We start from the raw sequence: 25,743 nt of genomic DNA, 5'->3' as shown, positions 1-25,743 counted from the left end.
CCATGAACGACTGGATTCCCGACACACCGCCGACGCTGGAGGCGTTCCTCACGCCGATCCTGCCGCCGGTTCCGGTGCTGCCGGTGCTCGGTCTGCTCATGGCCGTACTGTACCTGGCCGGCGCCATCCGGCTCTGGCGTCAGGGGCGGCGGTGGTCGGTCGCCCGCACGGTGTGCTTCCTGCTCGGATGCATCGTCCTGGTCGCCGTGACCGGCCTGGCGGTCGAGGGATACGGGTACCTGCTGTTCTCGGTCTTCATGTTCCAGCAGCTCACCCTGATGATGGCCATCCCGCCGCTGCTCGTGCTCGGCTCCCCAGGCACACTGCTGCTGCGCGCCACCCCGCATCGCGGCCTCGGGCGAGTGATCCTCCGCCTCGCCCTGGCCGGGCTGCGCAGCCGCATCGCACGATGGGCGCTGAGCCCCTGGATCGCGATGCCGCTGTTCCTGATGTCGTTCTACGGCTTCTACCTCGGAGGTCTCGCCGACCCGATCCTGCAGACCCCTGGCGGGCATCCGCTGCTCGAGATCGCCTTCCTGGCAGCCGGCGTGCTGTTCACCATCCCGATCCTGTCCAACGACCCGCTCCCGGTGCGGATGACGTACCCCGGCCGTGCGATGGACCTGTTCGCCGAAGCAGCCCTGCACGCGTTCTTCGGCGTGTTCCTGATGATGAGCCCGACGCTGTTCGTCGAGACTTTCGCCGGCCCCACGACGGCGCTGGGCATCGATCCGCTGGACGATCAGTGGCTCGCCGGCGCCCTGGCCTGGTCCTACGGAGAGGGCCCCACCGTGGTCATGCTCCTCTACGTCATGCACCGGTGGTTCCGTGATGACACCGCCCGTGCCGCCAAAGCCGACAAGTACGCCGATGCCCACGGCGATCCCGAGCTCGACGCCTACAACGCCTATCTCGATGCCCTCCGCAAGAAGGACACCTGACCGATGCACCCGACCTTGACGCCAGCCGCGGCCGTCGCCACGCCCGACGGCGGGGCGTCGTCCTCTCCGCCGAGCGGGCTTCCGCTGTGGGCAGCGGTCCCCGCCGCGGTTGTCGGAGGGCTCACGTTGGGCCTCGCCTCGCCGCCGGTCGGATGGTGGCCGCTGGCGCTGCTCAGCGTGACCCTGGCGCTGATCACTCTCGTCGGCCGGAGCATCGGCGGGGCACTGCTGGTCGGCGCCGCCTTCGGAGGAGTGTTCTTCTTCACCCACCTGATCTGGGTGAGGGAGTTCCTCGGCCCCCTCCCGTGGATCGCCCTCGCCGGCCTCGAGACGATCCTGTTCAGCATCGGCGCCGTCCTGATCACGCTCGCCTACCGGTGGACGGCGCGGTTCCCGCACCGGGGCGCGGCGCAGCTGGTCGCGGTTCCCCTCCTGGTGGCCGGTCTCTGGGCGGGCAGGGAGGTCGTTCTCGGCTCGTGGCCGTACTCCGGGTTCCCCTGGGCGCGCATCGGGATGACGCTCGTCGACGGCCCGCTGTCCGAGGCCGCATCCTGGACGGGCGTGACGGGACTCTCCTTCCTCTTCGTGACGATGTGCGCCGGCGTCGTGCAATGGGCACGCGCCGGCGGTCCGCGGTTTCTGCGTGGCGGCGTCCCCGCCCTGGCCGTGCTGGTCCTCCTGCTCCTGGTCCCGCAGTTCCCCACATCGCCCGCGGGCACGCTCGATGTCGGGTGGGTGCAGGGCAACGGCCCGGCGGCCTACTTCGACACGCGAGAACGCGGCGACGTGCTCGCCGCACAGGCGGAGGCGACCGCTCCGCTGCTCGGACAGCCGATGGATCTGCTGGCCTGGCCGGAAGGGGGAGTGGACTCCGATCCCCTCGCCGACCCCGCCACCGCCGCCACGCTCGACCGCATCGTCCGCCAAGCCGACGCTCCGCTGCTGATGAACGCCGCGACCGCACGAGGATCGGACGTCTTCAACTCGTCCCTGCTCTGGACCCCGGAACCCGACGAACGCCAGCGGCACGACAAGATCAATCCCGTCCCGTTCGGGGAGTACGTGCCGGATCGCTGGCTGTACGAGATGATCGTCCCCGACCTGGTCGGGCTGATCCAGCGCGAGTACACGCCCGGCACCCTCCCGCCCCTGGTCACCGTCGACGACGTCGGGGTCGGCCTGGCGATCTGCTTCGACGTGATCTACGACCAGGTCATCTGGGACGGTGCCCGCGCGGGTGCACAGCTGTACGTCTTCCAGACCAACAACGCCGACTTCCGCGGCACCGCCGAGAACCTGCAGCAGCTCGCCTTCGCCCGCATGCGCGCGATCGAGACCGGCCGCGCCGTCGTCAACGTCTCCACGACCGGCACCAGCCAGGTGATCGCCCCCGACGGCGCGACCATCGCCAGCATCCCCATCGACACCGCCGCCGCGGCGATCACCACCGTCCCACTGCGCACCGGCCTCACACCCGCCACGATCCTCGGCCCCTGGATCAGCGCGCTGATCCCGCTCGGGGCCATCGGAGCCCTGACCGCACTCGGGATCCTCCACCGCATCCGCAACCGCTCGTCCGTATGAAGGAGCTCACCATGCCCGGAACAGAAACGCTCTCCCTCGATGGCCTCTCACTGCTGCTGGTGTGGACGGCCATCGCCACCTACGCGCTGGCGTTCGTCGCCTATACCGTCGATCTCGCACAGCGTTCCGCACGCCCCGCCCCGGTTCGGGAGCAGCAGCGCGCACCGGTCCTCGTCGGCGCCGTCGACCAGGCGGCTCCGAGTGCTCCGGCCCCGCCCGACCAGGCGCAGCCGGACGACATCCATGCTCCGCCCTCGCAGCGTCCCCGGCTGCTGTGGGCGAGGATCGGCACCGCGCTCACCGTGCTCGCCTTCCTCTTCCAGCTCGGCGGAACCATCGCCCGCGGCATCGCCGCAGAGCGGGTGCCGTGGGCCAATATGTACGAGTTCGCTCTCACCGGGACGGTCCTGATCGTCGCCGTCTACCTCCTCGCCCTCCGCTGGTACGACCTGCGCTTCCTCGGCGCGTTCCTGGTGGGCATGATTGTCCTGCTGCTGGGCGGCGCCACGCTCAGCTTCTACGTCGAAGTCGTCCCGCTGATGGACCCGCTCAAGAGCATCTGGCTCGTCATCCACGTCTTCGTCGCCTCCCTCGCCACCGCCCTGTTCGCCCTCGCCTGCGGCCTCTCCGTCACCCAGCTGCTGCAATCCCGCCGTGAACGCCGCACCAGCGTCTCGCCCGCATCCGCAGGGCGCCGCGGCGGGTTCCTGCGCACGCTGCCCGCCGGCGAAGTCCTCGAGACGCTCGCCTACCGGTTCGTGATCGTCGGCTTCATGTTCTGGACGTTCACCCTGATCGCCGGAGCGATCTGGGCCAACGACTCCTGGGGACGCTACTGGGGCTTCGACACCAAGGAGGTCTGGACCTTCGTGATCTGGGTGCTGTACGCCGGCTACATCCACGCCCGCGCCACCCGCGGCTGGCGCGGCAACCGCTCCGCCTGGCTGTGCATCATCGGATTCGCCGCCGTGCTGTTCAACTTCACGATCGTCAACGTCTACTTCCCCGGCCTGCACTCCTACTCCGGCCTCACCTGACCCCGCGCTCCGGCCGCACCACCTCCGCGGCCGGAACCGCCGACGCCCGATCGCCTCGATGAAGGGAAATCCGCCATGCCGCCGATCGACCAATGGGTCGCGTTCGAACCCCTCGCGGGCTCGCCGGTCGCCATCGCCGCCCTGCTGCTCGCGGCGCTGTACCTGCGAGGAGCGATCTGGATGTGGCGGCACGGCCGCCGCTGGGCAATCGCCCGCACGGCATCGTTCCTGATCGGGTGTGCCCTGATCTTCGCCGTCACGACGTTCGGCGTGAACCGCCTCGCGACGGAGTCCATCACAGCCTTGGTCTTCCAGCAGATCACCCTGCTGACCGTCGTCCCGCCTCTCCTGATCGCCGGGTCACCGGGACGGCTGCTCCTGCGCAGCACACCGCACACCGGCCTCGGGCGCCTCGTGCTCCGCGCAGCACACGCCGGGCTCCGCTCGCCGTTCTGGAGCGCCGCGCTGCACCCCGTGGTCGCCATCGTCACCGCGATGCTGCTGTACCCGGTCCTCTACCTGACCGACGCCATCAGCGTCGTCATGCGCGTCCCCTTCGGTCACGACGCCCTGCTCTTCGTCGTCCTCGTCCTCGGCGTCGTCGCAGCGACACCCCTGTGGTCGTCCGACCCGCTGCCGCGTGTCCCCTCCTTCGCCGCGCGATTCGTCGACATCGCCGTCGAGATCCAGATCCACGCCGTGTTCGGCCTGATCCTGCTCCGCACCAGCACGCCCCTGTTCAGCGCGTACGCCAACCCCGCCGGCGGCCATGACCCCATCCTGGACCAGGCGATAGCCGGCGCCCTGGTGTGGACGTACGCGGAGTTGCCGCTGTTCGTGGTGCTGATCGTCTGCCTCTCCCGCTGGCGTGCCCGCGAGGTGCGCACCTCGCGACAGCGGCAGAAGGTCGAGGACGCCGAGCTCGACTCCTACAACGAGTACCTCGCGAGCCTCTCCCGAGGACGGAATCGGAGCTAGCTCCCGGTGCGTCGCAACACTCCCAACATCTCTACTCGCTCACCCACCCCTGGAGGAAGAATGCCCCGTACAACGCTCGCCTTCGCCGCCGCTCTTATCGCCGTAGGAGTCATCTCCTATGCCACGACCGGCTTCACCAGCTGGACGGCGCTGATCCCCGCCTTCCTCGGATTGCTCATCGAAATCTGCGGGCTCATCGCACTCAAGAACCGCAAGATCGGCCTCTCGATCGGACTCGTGATCGCCGTCATAGGAGTCCTCGGCACCAGCATGAACGTCCTGAAACTCGGCGAGCTCATCGCCGGTGAAGCCGAGCGCCCGATGGCCGTGGTGGCCAGCACCGTGACGTTCGTCCTGCTCATCGTCTACATCATCCTCGGGGTCCGAGCGTTCATCACGGCACGGCGAGGGGAAGAGGCCAACGCAACGACTGACTGAGCATCCTGTCAGTTATTTCGCACGACGGAAAGAACGATGCCGACAGGGATGCTGACAGCAAGGATTACCAGCAGCAGCCGATAGGCAACGGTCCAGAGCGGTCCTCGCGGATGCACTCTATCGCCGGGCTGACGGTCTACAAGAAAGGCCAGCAGCACGGCGACGAGAAGCGCCGCAGATCCGATCCAGACCGCCATCACGGTCCTCGCGAGCGTGCCCACCATCACCGCGAGACCCCCCAGATTCCAGAGGCCGAACTGAACCCACCCCAGGGGGACTCCGGTGACTCCTTGGCCGCATCGGCGTGCGGCGCCCATGCTGTACTGCGCAACGCCGACGACGAGCACGAGATACGCGGCCAGCCAGCTGCCTCGAGTAAGTGCCAGCGGGCCAGTGACGGCTGCGACGATCCCTCCGGCCAAGACGGCTGCACCGCCGACGGCGCGCATCGCCGTCGCTACGGCCGCGTCACTGAGCGACGCGAGCGGCCATGCGTCTTGGTCTCCGGGTCGACTCGTCATAGCTGGTTCCCGCGTGCGTCACCATCCTGGGGTGCGGCCTCGTAGTGTCGGGCCAGGGCGTCCGCCCCGTGGAGCGGGCACAGTGTCACGGCGTCGCCGGTCAGCGCGAGTAGACGTTCGGCCGCGGAGAGTAGATCGACAAGTGCCTCGGGGTTGTTGAGCGAGTAGACCGAGGCGCGGCCTTCCGGTCGGGATTCCACCATGCCGGCGTCCTTCAGGCAGGCGAGGTGTTTCGAGACGGTGCTCTGCGAGAGCCCGAGGTGCTTGACCAGGTCGACGACGCGGTGCTCGCCCAGCTGCAGGTGCTGCAGGATCACCAGTCGGGAGGGATCGCTGAAGCTGTGAAACAACGACGCAGCCGGGATCACCGCGTCGGCTTCCGCGACAACCCCACCAGACTGCTCTTTGAATGTCATCGTCATATCTCGATGTTATCCCGAATGCGGCGGTCCGGCGGTTGCCAAGGTCAACCTGACTTTCCCGGGGATGCCGGATGCGCTATCATCGTCGTTGAGCGATGATATCGTCAATGTTCGTATTTTGTTCAGGTATCGAGATCCAAGAGAACGGAGTCCCCTCTGATGGGCGCAGGTCATGACCACGGACCGTCACTGGACCAAGCCGCCGGGCATCCAGGCGATTATCGCAAGAAGCTGGGGATCGCTTTCGGCATCACCGCGACGATCGTCGCCGCCCAGGCCGTCGGATCGGTGGTCACCGGCAGTCTCGCGCTGCTGACCGACACCGCGCATGCGATCACGGACGCGACCGGGCTGCTGGTCGCCCTGATCGCGGCGACCCTGATGCTCAGGCCGGCGACCTCGAAGCGGACCTGGGGGTTCCGGCGCATCGAGGTGCTCGCCGCGCTGGGGCAGGCGACGCTGCTGATCGTCGTCGGGTTCTACACCGCGATCGAGGGCGTGCGCCGCCTGTTCGAGCCGCCGGAGGTGCCCTCCACCGAACTGCTGATCTTCGGGATCATCGGGCTGGTCGCGAACATCATCGCCATCACGATCCTCTCCTCCAGCAGGGGCGCGAACTTCAACATGCGCGCGGCGTTCCTGGAGGTCCTCAACGACGCCCTCGGCTCACTCGGCGTGATCGTCGCGGCGATCGTGATCGCCACCACTGGATTCCAGCAGGCGGACGCCATCGCCGGCCTGTTCATCGCGGCGCTGATCGTGCCGCGCGCGTTCAAGCTGATGCGCGAGACCACCAGCGTGCTGATGGAGTTCACGCCGAAGGGCCTCGATCTCGATCAGGTCCGCGCGCACATCCTGGAGCTCGACCACGTCACCGACGTCCACGACCTGCACGCCTCCACCGTGGCCACCGGGCTGCCGACGATCACCGCGCATGTGGTCGTCGAGGACGAGTGCTTCACCGACGGCCACGCCGCCGAGGTTCTGCACGACATCAGAGCCTGCGTCGCCGAGCACTTCGACGTCTCCGTCCGGCACTCGACCTTCCAGGTCGAGACCGCCCACCTCAGTGACGACGAGCCCGACTCCATCAGACATCCCTGACCGCAGCACCGCGCGATCGGCCGGGCGCGCCCGCCGACCGCCGCGGACGCCGGCACCATCGAAAGGCGACCATGGACCTGAGAGCGTCGGACGCGCTGGTCAGAGCACTCGAGAACGAGGGAGTGGAGCGGATCTTCGGGCTGCCGGGGGAGGAGAACCTGCACCTGGTCGAGTCCATCCGCCGCTCGGGCATCGAGCTGGTGCTGACGCGACACGAGCAGGCCGCGGCGTTCATGGCGGCGACGCACGGCCGCCTGACGGGACGCCCGGGGGTGTGCCTGACCACGCTCGGGCCGGGTGCGCTCAATCTGTCCACGGGCGCCGCTTACGCCCTGCTCGGGGGGATGCCGATGGTGATGATCACCGGGCAGAAGGGGATCCTCTCGGCCGCCCAGGCGCGGTTCCAGATCGTCGACACCGTCGCGGCGATGACACCGCTGACGAAGATGACCAGGCAGATCGTCTCGCCCGCGATGATCCCGACGATGATCCGTGAGGCGTTCCGCGTCGCCCAGGCCGAACGCCCCGGGCCGGTGCACCTCGAGCTCCCCGAGGACATCGCCGCGGCGCCGGTCGAGGAGATCCGCCTGATCCCGCCGCATCACACCGAGCAGCCGGTGGGATGCCCGGCCGCGATTGCGGCCGCCGCGGAGGTCGTCAGGGGCGCTGAGCGGCCCCTGATCATGCTCGGCGCGGATGCCGCCCGGCCGCGATGCTGTCACGCCCTGTCCGGTTTCGTCGCGCGGATGCAGATCCCGTACGTCACCACCCAGATGGGCAAGGGGACGGTCTCCGGGGCCACGGACCTGTACCTGGGGACCGCGGCGCTGACCGAGGACGACTACGTGCACGACGCGATCGAGCAGGCGGACGTGATCGTCACGATCGGCCACGACACGAGCGAGAAACCCCCGTTCGCGATGAGCGACCCGTCCAAGACGGTCATCCACATCGGATTCCGGCCCGCCGTCGTCGAGCAGGTGTACTTCCCGCAGCTGGAGGTGGTCGGCGACATCGAGCCCACCCTGCAGGCCCTCGGCGACCTCCTGGATGGCACCGTGCCCCACGCCCAGGCGCTGCTGCCGCTGCGGGAGGGGATCCTCGCGAAGATCGCCGAGCGTGCCACGGAGGACCGGTTCACGCCGCAGCGCATCGTGCACGAGGTGCGCCGGATCATGCCCCAGGACGGCATCGTCGCGCTCGACAACGGCATGTACAAGATCTGGTTCGCCCGCAACTACCGCACCACCGTGGCGAACACGCTGCTGCTGGACAACGCGCTGGCGACGATGGGCGCCGGGCTGCCCTCGGCCATGACCGCCGCGATGCTGTACCCGCAGCGCCGGGTGATGGCCGTCTGCGGCGACGGCGGGTTCATGATGAACAGCCAGGAGCTCGAGACCGCGGTGCGCCTCGGCCTGGACCTGGTCGTGATGATCGTCGAGGACAGCGCCTACGGCATGATCCGCTGGAAGCAGGCGGCGGAGGAGCTGACCGACTACGGGATGACCTTCGGCAACCCGGACTTCGTCGCCTACGCGCAGGCGTACGGCGCGACCGGACACCGGGTCGACGACATCGCGGACCTCGGCGACGTGCTGGAGGGGGCCTTCTCAGCCCGTGGGGTGCACCTGGTCGTGGTGCCCATCGACTACACGGAGAACACCAGGGTGCTGATCGACGAGCTGCAGAACCGACGAACGGCGAACTGAGCACGGCGAGACGGGCACGATGCGAGAGAGCATCCCGACGGTAACGCAGGCGTCCCAGAACGCACACCGCTGAGCGGACATCCCTGACCGTGCCGGGGCCGGTGCCCGCCGGTGTCGCTGTGACCGTCACCACGCAGACAGGACCCGCCGAATCGCCCACCGACGAAGTGTCGTAGCCGGATACGGCACCGCGTTGACCGCCGGCAGCGCCGTCCTCCTGACCGCCGCGATCCTCGCGCTGCTCACCCTCAGCGGCCGCACGACGACGGCCGCACGGCAGGGCGGAGGGCTGACCCGGCGACGCTCGGTGACTGAGCAGGCAGCGGGACAGCGCCGGTGTGGGCGACTATCAGCCTCGGCGTGGCTGCGTGGACGCCGCGGAGTGCTCTCCGCGTCCGCTGCCCTGCACCCGCTGGATGCGGAGGCTGTTGTAGACGACGAGGACGGAGGACAGCGACATTGCGGCGGCGGCGATGAGTGGGTTGAGCAGGCCGGCGGCGGCGATGGGGATGGCAGCGACGTTGTAGCCGAACGCCCAGATCAGGTTGGTGCGGATCGTCCGGAGGGTTCTGCGGGAGATCGTGAGCGCGTCGGGGACGACCAGGAGATCCTCGCGGACCAGGATGATGTCGGCCGCTTTGAGCGCGATGTCAGTCCCGGCGACGAGGGCAAGGCCAAGGTCGGCAGTGGCCAGTGCGGTGGCGTCGTTGATCCCGTCGCCCACCATGGCCACGCGCCTTCCCTGCGCCTGCAGGTCGCGGATGACGTCTGCTTTCGCCGTGGGCATAACGCCGGCGTGCACCTGGTCGATGCTGAGCGTGTCGGCGATCTGTCTGCCCGCAGCTGGGGAGTCCCCAGTGAGCAGGACGGTGTGGAGCCCTTGGGAGCGAAGGGCGGTGATGGTCTCGGCGGCGTAGGGCTTGAGGGTGTCGGCGAGCTGGAACGCACCGATCAGCTCTCCGTCGCGAGCGACGAGCACGACCGTGCGCCCGTTCTCGGCTGCGGCGCCCAGGTCTGTGTCCGCCCGGGTGATGTCGATGCCGCGCGTGCGGAGCAGCTCGGCGTTGCCGATGAGCACGCGGGCCGCGGCGATGTCCGCCTCGGCGCCGAGGCCGGGGAGTGCGGTGAATGTCTCGAGGGGGAGCAGGTCGGTGACGTGACGGGTCGCTGCGTTCTCGATGGCGCGGGCGATGGCGTGCTCGGATCCTCGTTCCACGGAGGCGGCGATCCGCCACAGCTCGTGCTCGGGGACGCCGTAGGCGGTGGCGGATTCGACGGACATCCGGCCGGTGGTGAGCGTGCCGGTCTTGTCGAGGACGACCGTGTCGACGCGGCCGGATGCTTCGAGCGCGTCGTGGCCCTTGATGAGGATGCCCAGGGACGCGGCGCGACCGATGCCGACCATGAGCGCGGTCGGCGTGGCCAGCCCCAGGGCGCAGGGGCAGGCGATGATGAGCACGCTGATGCCGATCCCGAACGCCTGCTGCAGCGGTGTGCCGGCCAGCGCCCATGCGGTGGCGACGATCACGGCGAGGACGATGACGACGGGCACGAACCAGGTCACCACGCGGTCGACGAGAGTCTGGACGCGGGCCTTGCGAGCCTGCGCCTGGTCGGTCAGCGCGGCCATCTGGGCGAGCCGGGTGTGCGCGCCGACCGCGGTGGCGGTGATCTCGAGGCGTCCGTCGGTGCTGATGGTCCCGCCGGTGACGTCGTCGCCAGCGGCGACCGCGGCGGGGAGGGGCTCGCCGGTCATCATGCTGGCGTCGACGGCGGCGGTCCCACCGCGGACGATGCCGTCGGCGGGGATGGTCTCACCGGGGAGGACGATGAAGACGTCTCCGGTTCGGAGCGTGCCCGCGGGCTCGATGGCCTCGACGCCGTCGCGGAGGACGCGGACGTGGGTCGCGGCGAGGGCGTTGAGGGCGCCGAGGACGTCGCCGGCCTTGCGGCGCGAGCGGGTCTCGAAGTAGCGGCCCGCGAGCTGGAAGGTGGTCATCCCGGCGGCGACGTCGAGGTAGATCGAGTTCGCCCCGGCGGGGGTGAGGCCGAAGCCCAGCCAGTATCCGCCCTGGTCGTCGCCGAGGCCGAACAGCAGCGTCGCCACGGCCCATCCGAACGAGGCGGCGATGCCGAGGGATACGAGGGTGTCCATGCTGACCATGCCGTGCCGGAGGTTGCGGAGCGTGGCCCGGTGGAAGGGCCAGGCGGCCCAGGACACGATCGGCAGCGCGAGGAGCACGCAGACCCACTCCCATCCCGGGAACCGCCAGCCCGGGACGAGGGCAAGCACGATCGTGAGGTCCATCAGCGGCACGGTGAGCAGCGCGGCGAGCACCAGGCGGCGGCGCAGCGAGGTGACGCGGTTCTCGGTGGCGCGAGCGGACCAGGTGTCGTCGGCGCCTTCGCGGACGTGCGCCCCGTATCCGGCGTTCTCAACCTGCTGGATGGCGCGCGGCGCCTCGGTCAGCGGCAGACCGGTGATCACTGCGCGTTCGGTGGCGTAGTTGACGGTCGCGGTCACACCGTCGAGCTTGTTCAGAGCTCGCTCGACGCGGCCGGCGCAGGCTGCGCATGTCATCCCGGAGACATCGAGCTCGAGCGCCTCGGTCGCTGGTGCTGCGGTAGGGGCGAGGGTCATGATGCGGGATCCTCCGGGCGGGACTGCGGTGGCCGTGCCGTGGCCGTGTCGCGGTCGGTGAGGCGTTGCAGCATCCGGTTGTAGGCGTCGAACTCGTCATCGCGACCGGTGTCGAGATGACGGTCCTTGCGGCGGGCTTCGCGGGCGTCCTGCCTGCCCCATTGGATCGCGAGGATCGTGATCACGATCATCAGGGGGATCTCGCCTCCTGCCCACGCTACTCCGCCGGCGAAATATTGCTGGGCGGGCAGGTCGGCCCAGGGGAGGGCGAGGTTGCGGTAGAAGTCTTCGGCGATGATGAAGTTCCCGGTCATCAGGATGACGCCGAAGAACGCGTGGAAGGGCATCGCGGCGAGCACGTAGCCGAGCTTGCCGATGTGCGGCAGCGGCCGGGGAGGACGGTCGACACCGATCACGAGGCTGTAGTACAGGTAGCCGATGACGAGGAAGTGCACGTTCATCATCTGGTGCGCCCAGTGGAACCGCATCAGGGTGTCGAAGATGCCGGTGAAGTACAGCCCGTAGTAGGAGCCGACGAACAGCACGAATACCAGCAGCGGGTTGTAGAGGAACTTCAGCACCGGCCAGTTGAGCACCCAGGTGAGCCAGTCGTGCCAGCCTGCTGGGGCGCCGCGGACGGAGCGGGTCGCGCGCAGCAGGAGCGTGACCACACCGCCGAGGACGAGGAGGGCGGGGGCGAGCATGTTCAGCGACATATGCACGATCATGTGCACTCCGAAGTCGGGAGCGGAGTACTTCCCGAATCCGGAGTTGGTCGCGAACACGACCACCGTCCACCCGGAGATCCACGCGATCGTGCGCCCGACCGGCCAGGAGTCTCCGCGTCGACGCAGCGCCCGCACAGCGATGAGATAGACCGTGACCGCCGTGACCGCGAGACCCAGGAACAGCAGGTTCGGGCGCCACTGCGTGAACAGGACCGCGGGGGTCGGTGCGTCGGGCACGTCGAACCCCATGAAGACCTTCGTGATGCTGGACGGGGCGAAGTACTGCGGTGGCGGCTGCCGGGTCATCGCCACCGTGACCCCGAGCCATCCCGCGACCGCCAGGGCCATGACCGTCATCAGTACGGTGATGTGATGAGCGCGCAGGAGCGAGCGCCGCATCAGCGACCACGCCCACAGCACTGCCGCGACCACGACGATCAGACAGGTGGCCCCGGCGATGATCAGCCACCCCGTCAACGAGGCGGTCACGACGCCACCGGCGAGCTTGAACAGGGCGATGATCAGATCGGAGACCAGCAGCACCGGCAGGGCGACCACGGCAACGGCGAACAGCCGCCGCAGCGTGACCGGTGCGATACGCCGACCCGAGGCGACCCGCAACGCTGCCACGACCACCGACCCGAAGAACACGTTCACAGCCAGCGTCTGGAACACCGCCGCGTCGCCGCCGAAATCATGATCCGGGCCGACGAGCACCTGGCCGGTCACGACCGGCGCGAGCACCGCCACGATCGCCGCCCACAGCGGGATCAGCATCGCGGTCCAGCGGTCGGCGAAGTACGCGCCGAAGAACACGATCATCGCCGCACCGAGACTGATCGTCCAGGCCCGCGGCGCATCGCTGGTCTGATACAGGAACTCGAACGCTCCAGGGATCATCAGCCGCGCAAGAGGGGAACCGCTCGCATCGAGAGACTCGAACACCACCATGCCGGCCGCGCACACCGCCCAGACCGCGGAGGACACACGCAACACCTTGATCTCGAACCCCTCCGGGATCGACCATGCCGATCGCGCGGCCGCGTCCCGAAGGAACAGAATGTGCACGAGCGCCCCGATCGCGATCATGCTGCTGGCCTGGCCCACGACGTTCAGCACCGACGTGACGACGGCGACGTCCACGCCCGGATAACCCAGGAAGATCTGGTCGTAGGGCGCCTCGCCGAGCAGGACCGAGACCGTCACCGGCACCGCGACCGCGAGGACCAGGAAGCCGACGAGGAGGAGAGCAGCAAGACCCCGACGGACGGACGGCTGGGGTCGAGAACGCTCCGGAGTCGTCGCGGCGCCCTCGACGGCGAGGTCAGACATCAGCGCCGACGGGAAAGGACCTCAGCTCGAAACCGGCATCCTCCACCGCCCGCTGCACAGCCGTGCGCGTCACAGGGCCATTGCTGACCAGCTGCACGCGCCCCGAGGCGCTCTCGACCTGCACGCGGGCGACGCCGCGGAGGGATGCGAGCTCAGCCGTGATGGCACTCTCACAGTGCGAGCAGGTCATCCCGTTCACCCAGAACTCAAGCTCCACCACTGCGCACCCTTCCCGCGGCAATCCACGCAACTCTACATCATGTAGTTGTGGGTACTCCGAGGGCTCGAGCCCTCGCTGGCGCATCGTGTCCACCCCGGACAATAGTCAGCCTATACTGACCGTACATCGGCTAGTGACCAATAGAGGAGGGCGTGATGAGCACTGCTGCAATCGCCCTGGGTCTCTACATGGCCTATCTGCTTGTCACGTTCGGGCTGCGCGCATGGATCCTCTACCGACGTACCGGTAGTACTGGATTCAACGGCTTCACTGAACGGCCAGGATCAGCAGGCTGGTGGGGCGGAGCCCTGTTCGCCGCTGCCGTCCTCACCGGCCTCGCCGCACCCATCCTGCAGCTGACCGGCGCCATGCGACCGATCGCCGTCCTGGACAGCACTCCGGTGTTCATCGCGGGGATCGTCGTCACCCTCGTCGGAGCAGCGATCACCCTGGTCGCGCAGCAGGCGATGGGCCGGTCATGGCGCGTCGGCGTCGACCACGATGAGACCACCGAGCTCGTTCGAGACGGCATGTTCGCCATCGTCCGCAACCCGATCTTCACCGCCGTCATCCTCACCGCGCTCGGCCTCGCCCTGATCGCACCGAACCCGGTCTCCATCGCTGCCGCTGTCATCCTGATCCTCGCCATCGAACTGCAAGTGCGCGCCGTCGAAGAGCCCTACCTGATCGACACCCACGGCACCGCGTATCTCGACTACGCACGAACGGTCGGACGGTTCGTCCCCGGCATCGGCAAGATCACCCGCACCTGACGCGAAGGCCTGCGGAAGGTCGCGTCCGAATGCTGGCTTCCCCGATCTCAGATCCGGATCGGCTCCGGTAGCCGGCGGCGCGCCGCCGTCGGCCAGCGCCGGAGCGTCAGGCGCTCGGCTCTGACAGCCAGGCCGGGGTCGTCCGTCGCGGCCGCAAGCCGAGTCAGGGCGTTGGCGAGGTGCGCGGCTCCCGCCTGCCGTGCCGCAGCGTCATCCGCGACCAACTCGATCAACAGGCTCGTCGCCCGTTTGAGCCCCTGGCCTGCTCGCAGCGCTCCGGGGAGGCACAGAGCGTTCAGCTCGGCGATGCGCATCGCCCAGCCGTGGCGGAGGCGCAGATGAGCGTACTCGTGCGCGATCACCGCCTGCAGCTGCGGCGCAGACAGCAGATCCCGCATTGCGGTCGACACCAGGATCTCCGCGGGCCGACCGGGGACGGCGCACGCCACAGGGGAGGGGGAATCGAACCACACCAGCGTGAACCCGCGGCGCTCCTGACGCGCAACCGCAACGGGAGCGAGGCGTGCGAGAGACCGGCGGTAGGAGTGCGCCAGAGGTTCGGCGGACACCCCGACGAACGCGACCACCGCGCCTATCGCACCGACGCTGACCCACGCGGCCAGTGTGACCATGATCGCCTCGGCGACCGTGGGAGCGGCGCCGGCGTTCAAAGCGGCCGCGATCGTCGTGATGACGGCGCCGAGGACCAGGATGCCGCCGCCGAAAAACGCCCCGAACCACAGCGTCAGAGCGATCCGCGGATGCCGCACCGGCCAGTGCCCGACAGTCAGCACGCGCGGAGCGAGGAGCAAGACCGCCGCGGCCGCGGCAAGAAGGACACCAATGGCGACCACGGCGTCACCGGCGCTTCCGCGACGATCCGGACATGATCGCCGCACGGAGGAACTCGACGTCCTCCGTCGCGAGGTTGCCGGCGAAGCTCAGCAGCGCCGCCTGGCGATCCTCGGCGTTGTCCAAGGCGGTCATCATGGACAGGCCGGCGTGTTCATCCCCGCTCTGCGTCGCGTGGAAGCGGACCTTACGAGGCGAATCCCCGGAACGGACGACCTGCCCCTTCTGGTGCAGCCGCTCCAGCGCCGTCATCACGGTCGTGTAGGCGGGGGTGTGGCCCGTGAACCGTTCCTGGATCTCCCGCGCGCTCACCGGCTGGTCCGAAGCCCAGAGAATGCGCATGATCTCCGCCTCGAGCTCGCCGCGCTCACGGGTGCGTTCACCGGGCATCAGTCGCCTCCTCGCGAAAACTCTATAAGACGTGGATGTCCGAATCAGGCTTCCGGAGGTTCACCCGTTCATCAACAGCAGCATTGCGGCCATCCCCGCGGCCATCACCGCGTGGCAGGCAACATGCAGCCGGTGATGGCGAGAGGTGATGAAGCGGTAAGCCCACCACCCGAACGCGGCGACGCTGAGAGCCACGAAGCACGCGTTGATCGCGTCAGCCCACGCCGGGGTGCTCATCATCGTGAGGCCGGCGTCCGCCACGGTCTCATGCCCTGTGGTCATGCCCGCCTCCGGTGCGTGACTCATGCCCATTCCGGCCATCAGTAGCGGCATCGCCGCGAGCATCCAGATCATCGCCGCATTCAGCAGAACGTGCCCGATCAGGTCGATGCGCTGCGCCGCCGACTTCGTCCGGCGCAGCAACGGCAGGAGCATGATCGTCAGGACGGCGAACAGGCCGGCCTGCGCCCACAGGGCGAGCTCGGACTCCATCGACCACGTCATCCAGATCATCGCGGCGGACATCAGGAAGTGGTTGAGGCCGATCAGGATCTCACCGCCGAACCGAGCATGCTTGCGCTGAGCCCGCCCCAGCCGACCAGCCAGATCGATCGCACAGACGAAGCCTGTGAAGACGAACGTGAGAGTGAGAATGAGATTCCAAGGGGAGTCGATCACAAAGGAGAATCTACTACAAGATGTAGAGATAATCCGGCTCATCGAGAGTGATCACCTCCCCGATGGTGCCATTGTTCAGTTATCGATGTATAGTCACTGTATGCTGACTATTGCTTCGCGTATCGATGTCATGAACCGGCTGGGCCGGGCGATGGCCGACCCGACCCGGTCGCGGATCCTGCTCGAACTGCTGGCCGGACCTGGGTATCCCGCGCGACTGTCGGAATCCCTGGGGCTGACGCGCACGAACGTGTCGAACCATCTCGCGTGCCTGCGGGGGTGCGGGATCGTCGTGGCGACGCCCGAGGGGCGGCAGACCCGGTACGAAATCGCCGACCCGCACCTCACGAAGACCATCACCCTGCTGGTCGACGCCGTGCTCGCCTATGACGACGGCGAACCCTGCATGAACGAGCACTGCGACGTGCCGCTGTGCTGTGCACCCGCCGACGAGGCAGTGGGGGAGGGGGATCGGTGAGCGAGGAGTGCTGCGGCCCGGACGAGCCCCGCAAGGCGGTCGCGACGGTGCGGCGGATCCCGTCGCGCACGACGCCGCCCTCGGGAGACGCGTGCTGCGGCCCCGAGCCTGATGCCGTGCGGCGCAAGGCTCCTGCTCGTCATGACGCTGGTGACGCGTGCTGCGGGCCGGATGAGGCGGCGCACGGCCACGAGGACGAGCACGGCGAGGTCGAACACGAGGTGCGGCCGCCGTGGTGGCGTGATCCGGCGCTTCTCCCGTCCGCCATCGCCGGCATGACGCTCCTGGCTGGATACCTCTTCGAGTGGATCGGAGTGCCGGTTCCGGCACTGGTGCTGCAGGGGATCGCGCTGCTCGCCGGCGCCTACACGTTCGTGCCCGGTGCGATCCGTCGGCTGCTGCGCCGCCGCCTGGGTGTCGGGCTGCTGATGACGATCGCCGCGGTCGGCGCGGTCGCGCTCGGCCACGTCGGCGAGGCGGCGACCCTGGCGTTCCTGTTCTCCCTTGCCGAGGCGCTCGAGGACCGGGCGATGGACCGAGCGAAGGAGGGCCTGCGGGCTCTGCTCGCGCTGATCCCGGACTCGGTCCGCGTCTCCCGCCTGGCCGGCGACGTCACGATCCCGGCAGTGGAGGTCCGTGAGCTCGACATCCTCGTCGTCGGCGCAGGGGAGCGGGTCGCCACCGACGGCGTCGTCGTCGAGGGACGTTCGAGCCTGGACACGTCGGCGATCACGGGGGAGTCGATCCCGGTCGAGGTCGGTCCGGGCAGTGAGGTCGCCGCCGGCTCGGTGAACGGGTCGGCGACGCTGCGGATCGAGGCCACCGCGGACGGCCGGGACAACTCGCTCACCCAGATCGTCGAACTCGTCGAGCAGGCCCATGCCCGCAAGGGCGAACGTGCCCGCCTGGCCGACCGGATCGCCCGCCCGCTGGTGCCGATCGTGCTGATCGCCGCCTCGCTGGTCGCCGTCTTCGGATTCATCGTCGGCGACCCCGGGCTGTGGATCGAGCGGGCGCTGGTCGTGCTCGTCGCCGCCTCGCCCTGCGCGCTGGCCATCGCCGTGCCCGTGACCGTGATCAGCGCGATCGGATCGGCGTCGAAGTTCGGCGTCGTGATCAAGTCTGGCGAAGCCTTCGAACAGTTCGGCACGATCCGCACCGTCGCTCTCGACAAGACCGGCACCCTCACCCGCAACGAGCCCCAGGTCGTCGAGATCGAAGCCGCCGCGGGCCGCACGCGCGAAGACGTGCTCGCCCTCGCCGCAGCCCTCGAAGCGACCAGCACCCACCCGCTCGCCGCGGCGATCACCGCCGCCTCTCCCGGCACCGCCCCCGGCGAGGACGTCGTCGAGGAAGCCGGTCACGGCATCATCGGCCGGGTCGGCTCCACCCGCCTGCGGGTCGGCAACGTGCGCTGGCTGAACCCCGGCCCGCTGCAGAGCAGGGCCGACGACATGGCCGGCGCAGGGATGACCGTCGTCGTGGTCGAAGCCGACGGCCAGATCGCCGGACTCATCGGCGTCCGCGACGAGCTGCGGCCGGAAGCGGCCGAGACCATCCGGATGCTGAGCGCACAGGGCATCCGCACCGTCATGCTCACCGGCGACAACGAGCGCACCGCCCGTGCTCTCGCCGCCCAGGCCGGCGTCACCGACGTGCGCGCCGAGCAGCTCCCCAGGGACAAGGCCGACGCCATCGCCGCGCTCGTCGCCGAAGGCCCCACCGCGATGGTTGGCGACGGCATCAACGACGCTCCTGCCCTCGCCACCGCTACGGTGGGCATCGCGATGGGCGTGAAGGGATCGGCGGCCGCGATCGAGTCCGCCGACATCGCCTTCACCGGCAACGACCTCCGGCTCATCCCCGGCGCCCTCGCCCACGCCCGCCGCGGCCGCCGCATCATGACCGTCAACATCGGACTGGCGCTGGCGATCATCATCGTGCTGTTCCCCCTCGCCCTCTTCGGCATCCTGGGCCTCGCCGGGGTGGTGCTCGTCCACGAGGTCGCCGAGGTCGTCGTGATCCTCAACGGTGTCAGCGCAGCCCGTCGCCCTGCATCGACCCGACTGCAGCAGCCGGCTGAACCGCAGGCGGCGCTGACCCATGCATAGATCGCGCCCTGTCGCCTCGTTGCAGGCTGCACTGTCGGTCGGCTGAAGTCCGCGTCCATCAATCCGGGATGCCCTAGTCGAACGAGCCTGACCGACCGGCCCTCTCGCCCGAAGGACGCCCCGTGCGGGAGGTCACACCTCGATCGTGCTCAGGTCGCCATCGGAATCGCTGCGGCGGGCCAGGGCTGGCGCAGGACCTGCACCAGCCGCGATCGTGACGATCGGCGGCAGGAATTCGGCGCTCTGCAGCATGACCCAGCCCGGCACGGTCTACTTCGAAGTGCCTCGCCAGCGGCTACGCACCCGCGCGCCGATTTTTCGAAACCGGTATGTCACATCGTCCCACTCTTCGGCGAGAGAAGGCGATTCTTCCTCTTCCTGTCGTTGGGGGAGCTCCTATTGCGATGAGAAAGATGATCACCAAGAGAGCAGTGGGCAACGACAGCGCTCCTATCCACCATCCGATCTCCATGAGCATTCCGTCAGCTACTCGACTCGACATCGACCATGTCTGGACTTGTACCACGAGGATCAACGCGAGGGGCGGTCTTCGTGGTCTATACCGGCGTGCTCCTTGCCACGCTCGAAGCCGAGGAGTCGAAGCGCGTTGGCCACGACGATGAGTGTCGAACCCTCATGGATGAGCACTACCGCGCCGATGTTCAGCCCGATGAAGGTCGCGATCACCAGGAGGACGACGATCGCGAGACTCGCGATCAGGTTCTGACGGATGATCCGGCTAGTCGCACGGCTCAGACGCACGGCGAACGGAACGCGCCCCAGATCGTCGCTCATGAGCGCGATGTCACAGGTCTCCAGCGCGACGGTGGAACCGGCAGCCCCCATCGCGATGCCGATGTCCGCGCGAGCCATCGCAGGCGCGTCGTTCACGCCGTCGCCGACCATCGCGATGGGGCGATGCGTTTCGGCGAGGCGCCTGATTTGCGCTACCTTGTCCTCCGGCAGCAGCTCACCGATGGCGGTATCGACGCCGACTTCGCGGCCGACGGCATCCGCGACGCGCTGGTTATCGCCGGATATCATCACGAGCTGGCCGACGTTCGTACTGCGTAACACGCGGAGCACCTGCGCGGACTCGGCGCGAGAGGTGTCCATCACGCCGACGACCCCCAGGAACCGATCACCGCGCCGGACGATCATCAACGTCTGGCCGGAATCGCGAGCCTCCGTGTAAGCGTCCTCGACTGACGAGGGAAGGGTGAGACCCTGTTCGTCGAACATCCGCAGGTTGCCGACCTCGACGACCTCTCCCTCGACCGCGGCGCGTACACCTCGGCCGACGACGGCGTTGAGATCCGATGCCTCGACACGCTCCGCCGCGGACACCTGACCCGCGAGGTCGCGGACGATCGCTGCGGCGAGTGGGTGATCGCTGAGAGACTCCACGGCGACTAGTGTAGGGACGAGGAGGCTCCCGTCCACGCCGTCCACGGGAGTGACCGACGTTACCTGCGGGTTGCCCCAGGTGAGGGTGCCGGTCTTATCGAAGGCCATCGCCCTGACGCGCCCCAGGGTCTCCAGCGGAGCGCCGCCCTTGACCAGCACGCCGGCGCGCGCCGCTCGGGCGACTCCAGCGAGAACGGCCGCCGGCGTCGCGATGGCCAGTGCGCACGGGCTCGCGGCGACGAGGACGGTCATCGCGAGGTAGAAGGCATCCGTGAACGGCTGCGAGAATATGGACATCGCGATCAGCAGGGTTGCGGCCACGGCGAGGATCACCGCGGGCACGTACCACCGCTGGAAACGGTTGATGAACTGCTGCGTCGGTGACGCGGCCTGATCGGCTGTGCGAACCAGCTCGACGACCTTGCTCAGCGTCGAGTCCGCCGCCGTCGCCGACACTACGACCTCGAGAACGCCGGAGCCGTTCACTGTACCGGCGAACACGCGATTCGCAGCCGGAAGGGTATCGACGGTGCGTATCGCCCGCTCGCGATCGGCGACCGGCTCCTTCTCGACGGGCATCGACTCACCGGTGACCGCCGACTGGTCGACGGCCGAGATCCCGGCGATCACGAACCCGTCCGACGGGATCCTCGAGTTCGGGCGGACCACCACGACATCACCCACCACGATCTGCTCCACCGGGACCTCGACAGGATCGTCGTCCCCGCGGCGTACCAGGGCGGTCCGTGGTGCGAGTTCGGCCAGCGCTTCAATCGACTTGCTGGCGCGGCTCATCGCGTACTCCTCGAGGGCGTGGCCGAGGCTGAAGAGGAACAGCAGCACCGCGCCCTCCGCCCACTTCCCGATCAGGGCGGCGCCGATTGCGGCGACGATCATGAGGAAGTCGACCTCGAACTTGCCCCGCAATGTCGACGTGACCGCCGTGCGGACAGTGAAGAAGCCACCGAAGAAGTAGGTGGCGATGAACAGGATCAAGGGCAGGCCCATGAGCGGCAAGCCGACCGCATACTCTGCGATCATCCCCGCGGCGTAGGTGATGCCCGCCACGACGGCGAACCACAGCTCCCATCGAGCGGAGCCGTGCGCGTGCTCCTCCATGGCGGCGGGCGAGTTCGTGGCAGTCGAGGTGGTCACGTCTCGACAATACATCACAAGAACATGATATTGTGATGTATGTGAATGATAATCGTGCTCATGAGGGAGGAAGTCAACTATGACCGATTCGGTGGAATCGGCGTCTGCTCCGCTGTCAGCGGGGGATGCCGAGCGGCTAGCTGAGATTATGCGGGCGCTGGCATCACCGGTCCGACTGCGCATCCTGAGCGTGTTGCGCATCCGCCCCAGCACGGTGACCGACCTCGGCATGCAGCTCGGCACCGGACAGACGACGCTCTCAAACCACCTACGACTTCTCCGGAACTTCAGCGTGGTCCGCGGAGATCGTGACGGACGGCACGTTCACTACGCGCTGTTCGACGACCATGTCGCAGATCTCTTCGACGAGGCCATGGGACACCTCCGGCACCTTCCGAGTAATCGTTGACCACTTGGCATTAGCCGAACAGCGCGCTGGGCCATTGGGCAACTGTGACAATCCTCATCAGTCGGTCGCCATTGCTCGTCTTATGGGGGAATGGATCTCAGTCGAGTCCGCCAGTGATCACCGCACGGGTGACCGCGGGGTCGTGCGGCGCGTCGCAACCGGCGTCGATTTCGTCCAGAGCGATCTCCTTCGAGATGAGCTCGTGGAGTCGGAAGCGGCCCTGCAGGTACAGGTAGGCGTAAAGCGGGATGTCGTGCTCGGGCGTAGTAGAGCCTATGTCGACGCCCCGGATGCACTTTTCAGCGCCGATGAGGCCGATCGTCTGCATCGGCATTGTAGCGGTGGGGTCCCGGATGCCGGTACAGCATAGGCCTTCACTCGGGCGAACTATGTCCAGGACCTGCTGGGTGACGGCGGGATTCTGACGAAATTGAACGCGCCATCCGCACCGCGTTCGGTGATCCGGTGTGCTTCGACGACCCCCGGATCGGTGGTGGTCGAATTGATGGTGTGCGTGGCACAGAATAGCTTGGCCTTCTCGAGCTTGTTGTCCGCCACGTCGACGGCGATGATCGTGGCTGCGCCGGCGATCACGGCTCCGTTCATCGCGCTTAAGCGCACACTACCGACCGGCTCTTCGCTGCGCAGTGCACAAGGCGTCGGTCTCCGACGCGGTGCCGCTCAGATGCTCTGACGACTCACCAAAGGTTCGCTCTGCTGCGGTCGCCCGATGACGGGGCGCGGCGTGCCCAACCCTCGTACCCGCTCGCCGATGGCCTGCGCCACCTTTCTTGTACCGGCTACCGTGGTGTCCCGCACAGCCCGGTGCAGTCTGGCCTGCCCGTGACTGATCGCGTCCGCGGCACGTTGGCTGCTGTGTCGCATCAGTTCCGATGCGGGCATCCACGTCAGCCGCGAACGGTCCTTCACCTGAGCGGCGATGCGCTCTCGACGCGCCGCCAACGCCGGGTCCGACAAGCGAGCCAGCGCGTCCGAATCCATTTGCGCCGTCTCCACATGCTCCGGCTCCGCCGTTCGTCCCGACGCCACAGTCACTACCGCATCCCTGCCATCCTGCTTCAGCGGGATGTACCGCTCGTCGTCACCCGTGTTCATGATTCCTCCTTCTCGACTGTGGTCTCGGACCGCTTCCCGACTGATTTCAGCCACCGTCCGATGGTCGTCGGATGGACACCGAGCTCGAGCGCGATCTGTCGGTTCGACAGACCCTGCTTACTCAATCGGATCGCCTCTTCGGTCCCGCCCGTATCCGTGGGCGCCCGGATCGGCGTAGATGATGCTGCGCGCGTGTCTTCCGCTGTGACTGCTGTGCTCGCTGCTCCGGACGCCAACGCTCGAACCGGCGTACGCTCTGACCTTCCTTGCTGCACCAGGGTCGTGGCCGGGGCGACATCGGTATCCTCACGGACGGTCGGCACGGCGCGGCGGTAGCGGCCCAGCTCCACGGTCAAGTGCGTGGCCGCAAGCAGTACGATCGGTGGCACCGATGCGACCAGCGCAGCCAACATCTCCGGTACCGTGTTATCGGCGGCGACCAGAGCATGCGTGATGTTCGCCGCCACCGACACCAGCGCCGCCCCGCCAAGCAGCAGCCACGGATACCGGGTCGCCACCCGCCCGTACGGGGAGAGGGCGACCACCGACATCGTCGCGATCACGATCACCCCATCGACGATCAACGGCCACACCCACGCCAGCCCCTCGGGAGTGCCGGCCTGCGCCGCGAGATCCGCGAGCGCGGTGAACGACAACCAGAACGCACCGACGCCTAGCAGCGCCGTGCCCACGATCGACGCGCCCACCACCCATGCGCCCACCCGGCGCTGACCCGGCCCGCTCACAGGCACCGTCACAACGCCGGCACGGCCACGTCGAAGCTCGCCGTCGACCGCATGGGCGCCGCCGCGCCCAGCTCCGCCGTCCGCTCCGTTGTCGTCTCGCGTTCCGCGTCCGGACCGGAGCGGTCAAGCCCGGGCGGGTAGCCGTCGCCGATGCCCGTGTCGGGCAGCTTGTCGAGGATATCCAGTGCGACGCGACGCACCCGCTCGCCGGTCTCGCGGACCACGTCGACCGGTTCCTTGTCGGCCACCGATGATGCCCAGGACGCGACGTAGGGGATCGTGTAGTCGCTGGTGTCCATGCCGTGCGCTGCGCCGATCATCATCGCCACCGACTCCGCCTCCACCTCCCGGATGCCCCGATGATGGGTGACCGACTCGGCAGGGTCGTGCATGCGTACATGCCCCAGCTCGTGGGCGAGGGTCTTCACGCGGGCCGCGTCGTCCATGTCGGCCCGGACGGTGACGACGTGGCTCCCGTAGTCGGTCATCCCGTTTGCGCCCATGATCGCCGACGCTCCACCGGCGTCCGCAAGGGTGAAGCGCTCTGCCGTCACTTGGCCGGCAAGCCCCGTCCAGAGTCCCGCCGGCGCCTCCCCTTCCAGCAGCCGCGGCATTGGCCGTTCCGGGATCTCCGGTCCCGTCGTCTGCGACACGTCCCACACGTAGGCAGGCTTCACGTTCACCATCTTCGAGCGGACCACCTCGCCCGCCGCCGGCTTCTCTCGTTGCGCCAGGCGACGCCACGACATCGGATCGGACGGGTTCTTGGACGCGAAACGCCCCATCACCGGGGCGTAGATCATGTAGCCGGACTGTCCCGCGACCGACCGATCCAACTGCTGCCACTGCTTGAAGCCCGCCACATACGTCGGCACCGGCTCCGAGACCCTCCCCTGCTCATATGCCTCAGCATGCTGAGCGAAAATCAACAGGGTATTCCGGAAACTCTTTGCCCGGAACCGGGCCGCGAACTCGATCGCACGCTTCCAGTCCTCACCGGTCGTGAGCCCTTCGACCGCCGCCTGCAGCTTCTCCGCCATCAGCTCGAGCTTGGCTTCACGCGCCGCCTGCGCCTCCGCGGGGGAACGTCTCATCCGGGCCACCCAGACCACCGCCTTCACGTCCGCGCCGACCGCTCTCGGATCGGCTATTCGTGAAGACAGGTACGGGAGTCCCACGCCAAGACACGGCGGAGCTCCGTGACGGCGCATGCTGCTCTAAGCTCGGATAGCTTTCCTGAGGCCGTGCAATGCCAGCCGATCATGACGGTTGCACGCCATGAGCCACGGCTGACGCTGTCGCGATTTCTTCGCCGATAGTCGGGCAGTCACCGCTGACGCGGTGGCAGTGCTGGTTGGGCAATCCTGCGGATTGCCTTTCGGCTGCTTGATTGTGCGGGACCATTCCCTTCTGCGCAAGGCACGCAAAAATTCTCCCCGATAGTCGATCTCCTTCCCCTGGATGCGGGGAGGAGATTTTTTGACTCTTCGGCCTTGCGCATTCATTCCTGGCCCCTTTTCTCGGCATGTGCCGAAAGGCAATGGCAGGGAGGGAACAGCCACACCACCGGGTGTGACGGCCCTCCGGGATTCAGGAAAGGAACCAGAGCCATGACCATCATCGACACAACCCCGACCCAGGCCACCGACCTCACCCCCGCCCAGGAGGCGGTGCAGAGGCCGGAGGTTCGCCGGATCAGCCCCCACACCCTCGTTGTGGAGGACAACATCCGTTCACAGGTCGAACTCGACCGGGCATTCGTCAACTCGATCAAGCTCCACGGCGTGATCGTGCCCATCCTCGCCCATCCCGACCAGGACGGAAACATCATCGTCCGCGACGGTCAGCGCCGCACCCTCGCCGCCCGCGAGGCCGACTGAGTATTTGGAGTCGTGAGCGCCACTGATTATTGCGGTTGAGCGCCACTCGATATTCACTCTCAGGGCCACCGGTATTGCCGGTGAGCGCCG

At 67.9% G+C, this 25,743-nt stretch carries 26 protein-coding genes; 12 read left to right on the top strand and 14 right to left on the bottom strand.

From position 1 onward, the window contains the following. The first annotated feature begins 2 nt into the window (after positions 1-2). The 5 genes from WDU99_RS16665 to WDU99_RS16645 all read left to right on the top strand — a co-directional run bounded on the left by WDU99_RS16665 (position 3) and on the right by WDU99_RS16645 (position 4,978). On the top strand, positions 3-941 hold the full coding sequence (locus WDU99_RS16665) for a cytochrome c oxidase assembly protein (protein ID WP_337333593.1): 939 nt from the start codon (positions 3-5) through the stop codon (positions 939-941). 3 nt (positions 942-944) lie between these two features. Further along, positions 945-2,525 carry an apolipoprotein N-acyltransferase gene (lnt, locus tag WDU99_RS16660; RefSeq protein WP_337333592.1) on the top strand — a complete coding sequence of 527 codons (1,581 nt, stop codon included), beginning with the start codon at positions 945-947 and terminating at the stop codon, positions 2,523-2,525. A gap of 11 nt (positions 2,526-2,536) precedes the next feature. Beyond that, positions 2,537-3,562 (top strand): c-type cytochrome biogenesis protein CcsB, encoded by a 1,026-nt coding sequence (ccsB, locus tag WDU99_RS16655; protein WP_337333590.1) that lies wholly within the window; start codon positions 2,537-2,539, stop codon positions 3,560-3,562. A gap of 75 nt (positions 3,563-3,637) precedes the next feature. Next, complete coding sequence (locus WDU99_RS16650; RefSeq protein WP_337333589.1) at positions 3,638-4,540, top strand: cytochrome c oxidase assembly protein; 903 nt, start codon at positions 3,638-3,640, stop codon at positions 4,538-4,540. A gap of 60 nt (positions 4,541-4,600) precedes the next feature. Next, positions 4,601-4,978 (top strand): hypothetical protein, encoded by a 378-nt coding sequence (locus tag WDU99_RS16645; protein ID WP_337333588.1) that lies wholly within the window; start codon positions 4,601-4,603, stop codon positions 4,976-4,978. An 8-nt stretch (positions 4,979-4,986) separates the two neighbouring features. On the opposite strand, the gene WDU99_RS16640 is transcribed toward WDU99_RS16645, so the two are convergent. Together WDU99_RS16640 and WDU99_RS16635 are read right to left on the bottom strand one after the other, a co-directional pair. Next, positions 4,987-5,427 carry a hypothetical protein gene (locus WDU99_RS16640; protein WP_337333587.1) on the bottom strand — a complete coding sequence of 147 codons (441 nt, stop codon included), beginning with the start codon at positions 5,425-5,427 and terminating at the stop codon, positions 4,987-4,989. Between the two features lie 68 nt (positions 5,428-5,495). Continuing rightward, the gene (locus WDU99_RS16635) at positions 5,496-5,915 is read right to left on the bottom strand and encodes an ArsR/SmtB family transcription factor (protein WP_337333607.1); all 420 of its coding nucleotides are present in this window, start codon (positions 5,913-5,915) and stop codon (positions 5,496-5,498) included. Positions 5,916-6,080: 165 nt separating this feature from the next. Here WDU99_RS16635 and WDU99_RS16630 point away from each other — a divergent pair, with 165 nt between their 5' ends. After that, positions 6,081-7,025 carry a cation diffusion facilitator family transporter gene (locus tag WDU99_RS16630; protein ID WP_292735357.1) on the top strand — a complete coding sequence of 315 codons (945 nt, stop codon included), beginning with the start codon at positions 6,081-6,083 and terminating at the stop codon, positions 7,023-7,025. Between the two features lie 71 nt (positions 7,026-7,096). Beyond that, the gene (locus WDU99_RS16625; protein WP_337333586.1) at positions 7,097-8,737 is read left to right on the top strand and encodes an acetolactate synthase large subunit; all 1,641 of its coding nucleotides are present in this window, start codon (positions 7,097-7,099) and stop codon (positions 8,735-8,737) included. A 349-nt stretch (positions 8,738-9,086) separates the two neighbouring features. Here WDU99_RS16625 and WDU99_RS16620 read toward each other — a convergent pair whose 3' ends face one another. Genes WDU99_RS16620 through WDU99_RS16610 form a run of 3 tightly spaced genes read right to left on the bottom strand, consistent with a single transcriptional unit; the run spans position 9,087 to position 13,658 of the window. After that, positions 9,087-11,378: a heavy metal translocating P-type ATPase gene (locus WDU99_RS16620; RefSeq protein ID WP_337333585.1), complete on the bottom strand. Its 2,292-nt coding sequence runs from the start codon at positions 11,376-11,378 to the stop codon at positions 9,087-9,089. Continuing rightward, complete coding sequence (locus WDU99_RS16615; RefSeq protein WP_337333584.1) at positions 11,375-13,438, bottom strand: cytochrome c oxidase assembly protein; 2,064 nt, start codon at positions 13,436-13,438, stop codon at positions 11,375-11,377. Before WDU99_RS16615 ends, WDU99_RS16620 begins: the two co-directional genes overlap by 4 nt. Next, a complete protein-coding gene (locus WDU99_RS16610; protein WP_337333583.1) occupies positions 13,431-13,658 on the bottom strand; it encodes a heavy-metal-associated domain-containing protein in 228 nt (75 codons plus the stop codon). The genes WDU99_RS16615 and WDU99_RS16610 overlap by 8 nt, the downstream gene beginning before the upstream one ends. Positions 13,659-13,813: 155 nt before the next feature. Here WDU99_RS16610 and WDU99_RS16605 point away from each other — a divergent pair, with 155 nt between their 5' ends. Then, positions 13,814-14,431, top strand: coding sequence for a methyltransferase family protein (locus WDU99_RS16605; RefSeq protein WP_337333582.1), 618 nt, complete (start codon positions 13,814-13,816; stop codon positions 14,429-14,431). A gap of 47 nt (positions 14,432-14,478) precedes the next feature. Here WDU99_RS16605 and WDU99_RS16600 read toward each other — a convergent pair whose 3' ends face one another. The 3 genes from WDU99_RS16600 to WDU99_RS16590 form a co-directional block, all read right to left on the bottom strand. After that, entirely contained in the window at positions 14,479-15,225 is a 747-nt protein-coding gene (locus WDU99_RS16600) for a M48 family metalloprotease (RefSeq protein ID WP_337333581.1), read from the bottom strand. A 64-nt stretch (positions 15,226-15,289) separates the two neighbouring features. Next, on the bottom strand, positions 15,290-15,673 hold the full coding sequence (locus WDU99_RS16595; protein ID WP_337333580.1) for a BlaI/MecI/CopY family transcriptional regulator: 384 nt from the start codon (positions 15,671-15,673) through the stop codon (positions 15,290-15,292). A 60-nt stretch (positions 15,674-15,733) separates the two neighbouring features. Next, positions 15,734-16,393: a DUF5134 domain-containing protein gene (locus WDU99_RS16590; protein ID WP_337333579.1), complete on the bottom strand. Its 660-nt coding sequence runs from the start codon at positions 16,391-16,393 to the stop codon at positions 15,734-15,736. Between the two features lie 58 nt (positions 16,394-16,451). Here WDU99_RS16590 and cmtR point away from each other — a divergent pair, with 58 nt between their 5' ends. Further along, a complete protein-coding gene (cmtR, locus tag WDU99_RS16585; protein WP_337333578.1) occupies positions 16,452-16,829 on the top strand; it encodes a Cd(II)/Pb(II)-sensing metalloregulatory transcriptional regulator CmtR in 378 nt (125 codons plus the stop codon). Between the two features lie 275 nt (positions 16,830-17,104). After that, complete coding sequence (locus WDU99_RS16580; RefSeq protein ID WP_337333606.1) at positions 17,105-18,940, top strand: heavy metal translocating P-type ATPase; 1,836 nt, start codon at positions 17,105-17,107, stop codon at positions 18,938-18,940. A 531-nt stretch (positions 18,941-19,471) separates the two neighbouring features. Here WDU99_RS16580 and WDU99_RS16575 read toward each other — a convergent pair. Next, entirely contained in the window at positions 19,472-21,502 is a 2,031-nt protein-coding gene (locus tag WDU99_RS16575; protein WP_337333577.1) for a heavy metal translocating P-type ATPase, read from the bottom strand. Positions 21,503-21,581: 79 nt separating this feature from the next. Here WDU99_RS16575 and WDU99_RS16570 point away from each other — a divergent pair, with 79 nt between their 5' ends. Beyond that, positions 21,582-21,911 carry an ArsR/SmtB family transcription factor gene (locus WDU99_RS16570; RefSeq protein ID WP_337333576.1) on the top strand — a complete coding sequence of 110 codons (330 nt, stop codon included), beginning with the start codon at positions 21,582-21,584 and terminating at the stop codon, positions 21,909-21,911. Between the two features lie 97 nt (positions 21,912-22,008). Here WDU99_RS16570 and WDU99_RS16565 read toward each other — a convergent pair whose 3' ends face one another. The 5 genes from WDU99_RS16565 to WDU99_RS16545 form a co-directional block, all read right to left on the bottom strand. Further along, on the bottom strand, positions 22,009-22,239 hold the full coding sequence (locus tag WDU99_RS16565) for a hypothetical protein (protein ID WP_071644184.1): 231 nt from the start codon (positions 22,237-22,239) through the stop codon (positions 22,009-22,011). A gap of 59 nt (positions 22,240-22,298) precedes the next feature. Beyond that, entirely contained in the window at positions 22,299-22,517 is a 219-nt protein-coding gene (locus WDU99_RS16560) for a zinc-binding dehydrogenase (RefSeq protein WP_337333575.1), read from the bottom strand. A 75-nt stretch (positions 22,518-22,592) separates the two neighbouring features. Further along, positions 22,593-23,027, bottom strand: coding sequence for a hypothetical protein (locus WDU99_RS16555; protein ID WP_337333574.1), 435 nt, complete (start codon positions 23,025-23,027; stop codon positions 22,593-22,595). Then, entirely contained in the window at positions 23,024-23,734 is a 711-nt protein-coding gene (locus WDU99_RS16550) for a DUF2637 domain-containing protein (RefSeq protein ID WP_337333573.1), read from the bottom strand. The genes WDU99_RS16555 and WDU99_RS16550 overlap by 4 nt, the downstream gene beginning before the upstream one ends. 47 nt (positions 23,735-23,781) lie before the next feature. Then, positions 23,782-24,894, bottom strand: a complete 1,113-nt coding sequence (locus tag WDU99_RS16545; RefSeq protein WP_474199792.1) for an ImmA/IrrE family metallo-endopeptidase — start codon at positions 24,892-24,894, stop codon at positions 23,782-23,784. A 489-nt stretch (positions 24,895-25,383) separates the two neighbouring features. Here WDU99_RS16545 and WDU99_RS16540 point away from each other — a divergent pair, with 489 nt between their 5' ends. Beyond that, positions 25,384-25,653 carry a ParB/Srx family N-terminal domain-containing protein gene (locus tag WDU99_RS16540; RefSeq protein WP_337333572.1) on the top strand — a complete coding sequence of 90 codons (270 nt, stop codon included), beginning with the start codon at positions 25,384-25,386 and terminating at the stop codon, positions 25,651-25,653. The last annotated feature ends 90 nt before the right edge of the window (positions 25,654-25,743 follow it).

The organism is Microbacterium bandirmense, from assembly GCF_037204185.1.
Taxonomy (GTDB): domain Bacteria; phylum Actinomycetota; class Actinomycetes; order Actinomycetales; family Microbacteriaceae; genus Microbacterium; species Microbacterium bandirmense.
This window is presented reverse-complemented; position numbering and strand designations above follow the sequence as displayed.